The sequence below is a fragment of the Kitasatospora sp. NPDC058170 genome (genome assembly GCF_042883905.1).
GTDB lineage: Bacteria > Actinomycetota > Actinomycetes > Streptomycetales > Streptomycetaceae > Kitasatospora.
Window position 1 is genome coordinate 20,047 of the sequence record NZ_JBHVUV010000057.1, and the last position, 7,726, is coordinate 27,772.

10 protein-coding genes are annotated in these 7,726 nt (G+C 73.2%); 5 read left to right on the forward strand and 5 right to left on the reverse strand.

Going from position 1 to position 7,726, the window contains the following annotated elements; genetic code table 11:
- Positions 1-257 precede the first annotated feature (257 nt).
- Both ACFVVX_RS36540 and ACFVVX_RS36545 read left to right on the forward strand, forming a co-directional pair.
- Complete coding sequence (locus ACFVVX_RS36540; RefSeq protein ID WP_387952307.1) at positions 258-725, forward strand: hypothetical protein; 468 nt, start codon at positions 258-260, stop codon at positions 723-725.
- Positions 726-902: 177 nt separating this feature from the next.
- Complete coding sequence (locus ACFVVX_RS36545) at positions 903-1,232, forward strand: hypothetical protein (protein WP_387952309.1); 330 nt, start codon at positions 903-905, stop codon at positions 1,230-1,232.
- Positions 1,233-1,355: 123 nt separating this feature from the next.
- Here ACFVVX_RS36545 and ACFVVX_RS36550 read toward each other — a convergent pair whose 3' ends face one another.
- Positions 1,356-2,240, reverse strand: coding sequence for an alpha/beta fold hydrolase (locus ACFVVX_RS36550; protein ID WP_387952311.1), 885 nt, complete (start codon positions 2,238-2,240; stop codon positions 1,356-1,358).
- 68 nt (positions 2,241-2,308) lie between these two features.
- Between ACFVVX_RS36550 and ACFVVX_RS36555 the strand changes: the two genes are divergently transcribed.
- Positions 2,309-3,043, forward strand: a complete 735-nt coding sequence (locus tag ACFVVX_RS36555) for a FadR/GntR family transcriptional regulator (RefSeq protein ID WP_387952313.1) — start codon at positions 2,309-2,311, stop codon at positions 3,041-3,043.
- Between the two features lie 55 nt (positions 3,044-3,098).
- On the opposite strand, the gene ACFVVX_RS36560 is transcribed toward ACFVVX_RS36555, so the two are convergent.
- The 3 genes from ACFVVX_RS36560 to ACFVVX_RS36570 form a co-directional block, all read right to left on the reverse strand.
- Positions 3,099-3,320 carry a helix-turn-helix domain-containing protein gene (locus ACFVVX_RS36560; RefSeq protein ID WP_387952315.1) on the reverse strand — a complete coding sequence of 74 codons (222 nt, stop codon included), beginning with the start codon at positions 3,318-3,320 and terminating at the stop codon, positions 3,099-3,101.
- Positions 3,320-3,811 carry a DUF2975 domain-containing protein gene (locus tag ACFVVX_RS36565; protein WP_387952317.1) on the reverse strand — a complete coding sequence of 164 codons (492 nt, stop codon included), beginning with the start codon at positions 3,809-3,811 and terminating at the stop codon, positions 3,320-3,322. Before ACFVVX_RS36565 ends, ACFVVX_RS36560 begins: the two co-directional genes overlap by 1 nt.
- Before the next feature lie 94 nt (positions 3,812-3,905).
- Positions 3,906-4,355, reverse strand: coding sequence for a hypothetical protein (locus ACFVVX_RS36570; RefSeq protein WP_387952319.1), 450 nt, complete (start codon positions 4,353-4,355; stop codon positions 3,906-3,908).
- 300 nt (positions 4,356-4,655) lie between these two features.
- On the opposite strand from ACFVVX_RS36570, the gene ACFVVX_RS36575 reads away from it, so the two are divergent.
- The gene (locus tag ACFVVX_RS36575) at positions 4,656-5,096 is read left to right on the forward strand and encodes a VOC family protein (protein WP_387952321.1); all 441 of its coding nucleotides are present in this window, start codon (positions 4,656-4,658) and stop codon (positions 5,094-5,096) included.
- 131 nt (positions 5,097-5,227) lie between these two features.
- A complete protein-coding gene (locus tag ACFVVX_RS36580) occupies positions 5,228-5,881 on the forward strand; it encodes a GPP34 family phosphoprotein (protein ID WP_387952323.1) in 654 nt (217 codons plus the stop codon).
- Here ACFVVX_RS36580 and ACFVVX_RS36585 read toward each other — a convergent pair.
- Complete coding sequence (locus ACFVVX_RS36585; protein ID WP_387952325.1) at positions 5,878-7,449, reverse strand: hypothetical protein; 1,572 nt, start codon at positions 7,447-7,449, stop codon at positions 5,878-5,880. The two genes, ACFVVX_RS36580 and ACFVVX_RS36585, sit on opposite strands and share 4 nt — an antisense overlap.
- Positions 7,450-7,726: the final 277 nt, after the last annotated feature.

Genomic DNA, 7,726 nt, shown 5'->3' on the forward strand with positions numbered 1-7,726 from the left:
ATCGCCCGTCCGACGGTGGTGCGCTTCCTGCAGCGGTCCTCGCCGAAACCGGGCGGTCACCGGCGACCGTCCCCCCTCCCCCGGTACTCCGTACTCCGTTCCGGGGAATCCCGCGCCGGCGATGGCAGGCGGCGGCCGGAAGCGGGAAGGGAGCCGCGTGTCCACCGGGGCACGGACCCACCACCCGTGTTCCCGCACCACACACACCAGGCACCGGGAACATGATGAAGAGCATCGACCGCAGGAACGCCCTGCGCATGGCATCCGCAGCGACCCTCGGGGCGGGGGCGGCCGTCGGTACGACCGGGACCGCCCATGCGGCCCGGCGGGCCTCGACCGTGCGCCTGACCGGCAAACGGGCGGCGGCCGACATCCAGGGCGTCCTGACCGCCGGCACACCGTACTTCGTCCACTACGAGCTCCGGGACGCCGCAGGCCAGCCCGCCGGCACCGAGAGCGCGAACAGCCTGCCCGTCACCGTCGGCCCGGACAAGGCCCTCGTCCTCGCCACCGTCGTGCTGCGCCTCACCGACGGGATGCTGTCCGCCACCGGCGCCTTCGAACGGCCGCTGCCGGCGGTGACCGAGGTGCTGGTGGGCTACCAGCCGTGGTCCCACACCTTCGCGGTCACCGGCGGGACGGGCGCCTACAACGGCGCGTCCGGCGAACTCACGATCGAACACCTCAGCAGGGACGACTCCGTGCTCACCGCCAACCTGAACTGAACCGCACCGGGGCCCGGACCGGGGCCGGCTCGCCGAGCACCGCGTGAGGGGGCGTCGGGCCGCCGTACCGCATGCCGCAGCGCGGGGCTACCTGTGAGTTCATAGGCTCCCCGGATCGCCCTCCGGTGCCAGGGTGGGTGGCACGACCAGCGGCACCCGGTACCGGAGGAGATCGGCATGATGATGAAGAGGACGCTCGCCAAGCTCGCGCTCGTGGGCGTGGTCGTCGGCACGGGGATCACCCTGGGGGCCGGTCCGGCGGCGGCACAGGCGGGCAACTGCCAGCTCCAGAAGGGGTACGGGGCGAACGGCTGGACCATCGCCCGGTGTTACGGCGGGGAGGGCTACTACCGTGCGATCGCCTACTGCGCCGACAACCCTCAGGGCACGATCGGCCTGTCGCGCTTCGTGGGCGGCTGGCGGCACTCCACCTGGACCGACCAGAACTCCATGGCCAACTGCAACGGCAACAAGTACCTGATCGACGGCGGATACGAACTGGCATGAGTCCGGCCGCCCGGGCGGCCCCGGGCGGCGTGGTCGGCTTGGGCCGCGTCGGTGCCTGCTCTTCGGCCTTGTCCTCCGCGCAGTGAAGGGCCCGCAGCCGAAGGAGCGGGCCCTTCTGCCGTGTCAGGCAGGGCGGGTGCGGTCCAGGTGGGTGCGGTCCAGGTGGCGGGCGAGGGCGGCCGCGAACTCGGCGGGGTGGCTGAGGTGGGGCGCGTGGCCGGCGCCGGTGATGGTGTGGACGGTGGCGGCGGGCAGGCGTTCGGCGAGGATCTCGGTGATCCGGCGGACCGCGGGCGGGCCGTCGGTGCCCACCGTGAGGGTGATCGGGACGGGGCCGGCGGCGAGCGCGGCGAGGTCCAGCGCGTAGTGGTCGGGGTCGCGGAACTGGTCCAGGAACGTACGGGCGTTGGCCGCGAGCATGGCGCGCTGCGGTCCGTCGAACAGCTCCCGCCAGCGCTCGCCGAAGGCGACCTTCTCCGCGAAGAGTGCGACGGCGTCCTCGGTGCGGCCCGCCTCGATGTGCTCGGCCACCGTGATGACGTGTGCCCGGGCCGCGTCGCGCATCGGCTCGCCGACCGGGTCGCCGGTGAGCAGGGGGAAGGCGGGCGGCTCGTGGACCAGCACGCTGCGGACCAGTTCCGGGTGGCGAACAGCGGCCATGAGTGAGACGAGGGCGCCGTAGGAGTGGCCGACCACGTGGGCGCTGCCGCCGGAGAGTTCGGTGATCACCGAGACCAGATCGCCGACGTGCTCGTGGATGACGGTCCGGCCCGGCGCGCTGCTGCCGGAGTGGCCGCGCCGGTCGTAGCGGACGGCTGTGACGCCCGGCGGGAGCAGCGGGACGACGCCGTCCCAGCTGGTGTGGTCGTCGAAGGAGCCGTGGACGAACACCACCGGCGTCGTGGTCCGGTCCGCGTGCCAGCTCAGCTCGGCACCGCCGGTCCGGAGGCGTCCGGCGCGGTGAACGGTGGTGGTGGCCAGGGGAGTTGCCCGGGTTGCGAGATCCATGCCGGGAAGGGAATCATGTCACCCGTCAGACGGTCAATCATTGACCGTCCAGTGGTCTCGGAGAGCAGATGTTGAAGGTCGGATCGAGTTCCCGCGTCGAGCAGATCGCGGAGGCCGTGCTGGAGGAGATCGCCTCCGGGCGCTGGGGGGTGGGCGACCGCATCCCGCCGGAGCCGGCGCTGATGGAACGACTCGGCGTGGCCAGGAACACGATGCGCGAGGCAGTTCGGGCGCTGGCCCACGCCGGCGTGCTGGAGATCCGGCACGGGGACGGCGTCTACGTGCGGGCGCGCACCGACACGGAGGGCATCCTGCGGCGGCGCTTCGGCGCGGTGGACCTGGGCGAGATCCTTGCCGCGCGCCGGGCCCTGGAGGTGGAGGCGGCGCGGGCGGCGGCTGTGCGTCGCACACCCGAGGACCTGGACCGGCTCGCCGAGGCCTGGCACCGGCTCCACGGCGACGGCGCTGGCGACGGGGACGGGGACGGGGACGGGGAGGCCGACCGGGTGGCGGCCGGAGTCGCCTTCCACCGCGCGGTGGTGGAGGCTTCGCACAACGTCGTCCTGATCGAGCTGTACCAGGGTCTGGCCAGTGCGGTGGCCGAGAGCCTGCGGCGCTCGAACGCCCTCGGAGACGTGCCCGAACCGCCGGTCCACCTGCATCGGGGCCTGTACGAGGCGATCCGCTCCGGCGATCCGGACCGGGCGGCGGCCGAGGCGGCCAGGCCCCTCGACGCCGTGATCGACGCGCTCGGAGCGCTCGGAGCGGCGGCGGCGGCGGCGAAGGCGACGCGTCAGGCGTAGGAGGCTCGGTACCGAGGGGGCCGGCTGGTTTCGGGAACAGCCTGCACGGCACGGTTCATTCGCCCGGGGTGTCCTCGGCCTCCCAGCGAAGCAGGTCGCCGGGCTGGCATTCGAGCACCTCGCAGAGCGCGGCGAGCGTCGTGAAGCGCACCGCCTTGGCGCGGCCGTTCTTGAGTACCGCCAGGTTGGCGGGCGTGATCCCTATCCGGTCCGCGAGGTCGCCCACGGACATCTTCCGCCTGGCCAGCATCACGTCGATGTCGACGGCGATCGGCATCAGACCACCTCGTCCAACTCGGCCTGCATCTGCGCCGCTTCGACGTCGCGGGCGACGGCCTGGGCGAGCAGCATCCGCAGCACGAGCACGATGAGCGCGACCCCCAGGATGGCCACGCCGATCCCGCCCATGATGACGGTGACGCCCGGGTCCTCCCGCTGGCCCGGTGCGTTGAGGACCGTGACCGCGAACCACAGGAGGGCAACCGCGACGATCGCGCCGATCACGGCGTCCACGTACCGGAAGGCGGCGTGGGAGAACACGGTCCCGCGTCGCACCATCGACACCAGCCGCCACACGCAGACCACGGCGACCTGGGCCGACACCATGCCCAGGAGCGCGATCACGCGGAACGAGGTCAGCGGGAGCGACCCGTCCTCGGGATCGCTCCCGCTGGCCAACACCCACACCATCAATGCCTGCACGAACACGGTGCCGGTGAGCACCACCGCGAGCACGGCGCGCAGCGCGCGCACTGTCAGCTTTCCCATGACCCATCCCTCTATCGATCCGCGATGGGAATCTATCGAATATCGATATGTGAGGCAAGGACTGGGCCGGCGGGCGGGCGGGCGGGCGGGCGGCCTACGCGGCGCGGGGCGCCCTGCGGCGGGCGAGGAGCCAGCCGACCAGCGCGAGGATCCCGGCGAGCGGGCCCAGGAAGGGGGCGGGGGTGGTGTGGAAGATGGTGCTGCCGAGGACACCGACCAGCTGCCATCCGCAGGTGAGCACGGCCAGCAGCGACAGCCAGTGCCAGCGGTCGTCCCGCACCACGGTGAACGGCAGGACGAGCACCGAGGCGGTCTGCACGAGGTACCCGTACTGGAACCAGCTGACGTAGATGACGTTCCACCAGGGCGATTGCAGGGCGGGCTCGTTCTCGTACTCCTGACGGAACTCCAGGAAGGTCGAGTCCGGGTAGCCGGAGGGCCACCACGGCAACAGGTAGAGGCCGGCCAGGGTGAGCAGCAGCGCGGCCACTGCGAGTGCGGCGGGCGCTCCCTTGCTGGGAGGCGCGGGGGCGATCAGGGGCATCGTGGTCCTGTCCTGTGCGGCCGGAGCGCTCCAACTGTGCGGGAGGGCACCGTCCTGTCGGTGGTTTTCCCGCGGTCCATGGTCGGGCCCGGTGGGGCTCGGACGGAAGTGGAACGCCCGGATTTCCCGGCCCGGCCGGAGGTCCGCGGGCGAGGGGCGGCGCGGGCGGACAGGCTGCCGGACCGGCGCACCGGTGGCGGCCGGGAGAGGATGTCGAGAACGTGGCACCGGCTCCGTCCCGGGGACATCAGCGGCCACCACCGGCCGCCCGGGGAAGAAGAGGAAGAGGGAGAAACCGGTATGGCGATTCAGCGGATGGACAACGTCGGCATCGTCGTCGAGGACCTGGACGCCGCCATCGCGTTCTTCGTGGAACTCGGCATGGAGCTGGAGGGCAGGACGCAGGTCGAGGGCCTCGTCGCCGACCAGTGCACCGGACTCGACGGCGTCCGCTGCGACATCGCGATGGTCCGGACCCCGGACGGCCACAGCCGGCTCGAGCTGGCGAAGTACCGCAGCCCCGCGGCGGTCAGCGCCGGACCGCGCGACCGGCCGCACAACATCCTGGGCACGCACCGCGTCATGTTCGCCGTCGACGACCTTGAGGACACCCTTGCCCGGCTGCGCCCCCACGGCGCCGAACTCGTCGGCGAGATCGCCAGGTTCGAGGACAGCTACCTGCTCTGCTACCTCCGTGGCCCGGAGGGCATCATCGTCGGACTGGCCGAGCAGCTGCGCTGAGAAGCTGAGAAGACAAAGACGGAACGGACCCGAACCGCGGGCCGGGGCAGGTCCGGTACCTCTTCGGGCGGAGGGCGAGTTGGTCCCGTGGGTTGACGGCGGGCGGGGAGGCGCGCCGTATCGTCGGTGGCATGAGCCGTGGACTTCATCTGGCCTCCTACCTGCTGGCCTTCGACACCCGGGCCCAGTCGCTGCAGGACCGCACCCGCGCCGGCTACCTGGTGCGCGCCGGCGCCCTGGCCGAGCTCGCGTACCGGGGCGCCGCCGCCGAGGACGGGAGCGGCCGGGTCCGGGTCACCCGGGCGGACCCCACCGGGGACCGCGTCCTGGATGCGCTGCTCGCCGAGCTCGGCGACCGGCCCCGCACCTGGAAGTCGTGGATCAGGCGCAATCGCGACGACACGCTGGAGGCCGTCGAGGATCTGCTCACGGCGCTCGGCGTCACGACCATGGCCGACCGCGACCCGCACGGCCCCGTCGTGCCGTACCGGCCGGTGGCGCTCAACGATCCGCACGAGGCCCTGGACCTGCAGGCACGGGTGGCCGAACTCGTCCGCGCCGACACGCCCGTCGCCCAGGCGTCCTTCGCCGACGCGGCCCTGGCGGCGCTCGCCGCCCACGGCCACCTGCGCCTCGTGCTCTCCCGCCACGACCGCAAAGCCCACGCCCGACGGATCGAAGCACTCACCGACCGGCTCACCGACCGGGCCCCGGGCCTGGCCCGGGCAGTGGCCGGACTGAACCTGACGATCGTCGCCGGCCAGGGCGGGATGGGCGGCGGCTAGGTCCCGTCCGGTCGGCCTAGTGCCGCGTCAGGGCCGTCGAGCCCGGTGGCGGACGGCGTCCGGGAGGCCGGGCGCGACCGGTCGTCGAGTGCCGCCACCAGGCGGTGCATCACCGGCGGCGGCAGGGCCGGGTTGGCGGCGGCCTCATGTGCGAGTTCCCCGTCGTCGAGGAGTTCGGTGAGCCGCCGTGGCGGCAGGCGCGGGTGGCGGGCGGCGTCGGCCCGTACGTCCGGGTCGGAGTCGGCGGACAGCCGGTCGACGGTGGCCGGAGGGGCCTGCGGATCGAGGAGGGTGAGCCGTCGGACCATCGGGTCGGCGGCTTCGGCGTGGCCCGCGAGTTCGGTCCGGGGGAAGTTCGGACGGGTCGTCAAGTGCCACCGTTCGCGGCCGGTGTACTCCAGGAAGCTGCGAAGCAGCAGGTCCGCCGGGGCCTGGGGGTGGTTCTGGGCGAGCAGGACCCGCACCCCGAGGTCCGGGTCACCGGACAGGCGCGCCACGAGGTCCGGCGGCAGGGCGGGGTCGCAGGCCGCCTCGCGGCGAAGCACGGGGTGGCTGCTGAGGGCGCGGCGGCGGGACTTCGCCGCGTCGTACAGCGAGGCGGGGGTGTCGGAGCGGCCGAAGGTCTGATCCGAGTCGACTCGGTAGTCGATGGCGGCCCGCTCCTCCTCGGTGAGCGCCGGATGCAGGGAGATCCGGGTCCGGACCGCCGGGTGGGGGTCCTCGGCGAGCTCCCGCCGCTGCTGCGCCGTCAGCTCCGGTCGGCCCGCGGCCGTCTCGCGCACCTGCGGATCCGGATCGCGGGTGAGCAGCGCCAGGACATCGAGCGGGAGGCTCGGGTTGCCGGCGATCATCGCCAGGTCCTCGCGTCCCGCCGGCGCGGCCAGGACCCGCTCCACCACGCGGCGGGAGAGCGCTCCGTGCATCAGCAGGTGCGTCCGGGCGTGGCAGGGCCGGTCCGGGAGCTCGCGCTCGACGTACGCGGGGTCGAGGTCCCTCCCCATCCGCAGAGCGCGTTCGCGTACCTCCTTGTCCGGATCCGCGAGCAGGGCCGACTGCTCCGGCGCGGTCAGCTCCGACCACCAGGTGAAGGCGTAGGCCCTGACCTTCGGCTCCGGGTGCGACGGAAACGTCCAGCGCGCCGACCTGGGGACCTGCCGGTAGAGCGTGCCGAGGTACTCCTGGTCGTAGGTCGTCAGCATCCTGACCACCGTGTGCTCCGGGAGCTCGCTGCGCCCGTGCCCGTAGCCGGGCCCCGCGCCGAGCCAGGCGCGGACGAGCCAGTGCGGATCCTCCACCAGGCGGGCGCGCTGGGCGGGGTCGACGTGCGGGTTGGCGGCAAGGAAGCGCCGGGTGCGGGCGTCGGGGTGGGTGAGCACCGCGTCGACCACCTCCCGCGGGAGGTCCCGGTCCCGGCAGAGGGTCATCCGTACGGCAGCCGAGTCGCACGCGAGCAGCCGGAGCAGCACGCCCGTCGGTGCGGAGGGGTTGAGCGCCACCCCGGCGAGCCGGCGGGCAGGGAGGTCGGCCGCCTGCCAGATCTCCTCGGCCGTGTACGGACGGTGGCTCATGACCGGCAACTCCCCCTGCTGGAACGAAGCGGCGATTCTAGCCCCCGGGGTCGTGGGCCCCGTGCCCGGCGGTGAACCTCGGCACGGATGCTGTCCGTGCGGCGTTCGCGGGGGCGGGAGGGCGGTCTGCACCGCATGGTGCAGACCGCCCTCCCGCGGGCACGACCTAGGGTCCGTCTTCAAACTCCCGTCGTTCGCCCGGAGGGCGGGCTTGGCGGCGTTCGGGTGCGTGCATCGCAAGGCGGAGGAGGGAGCCACTGCGGTGGGGGCACCTCCC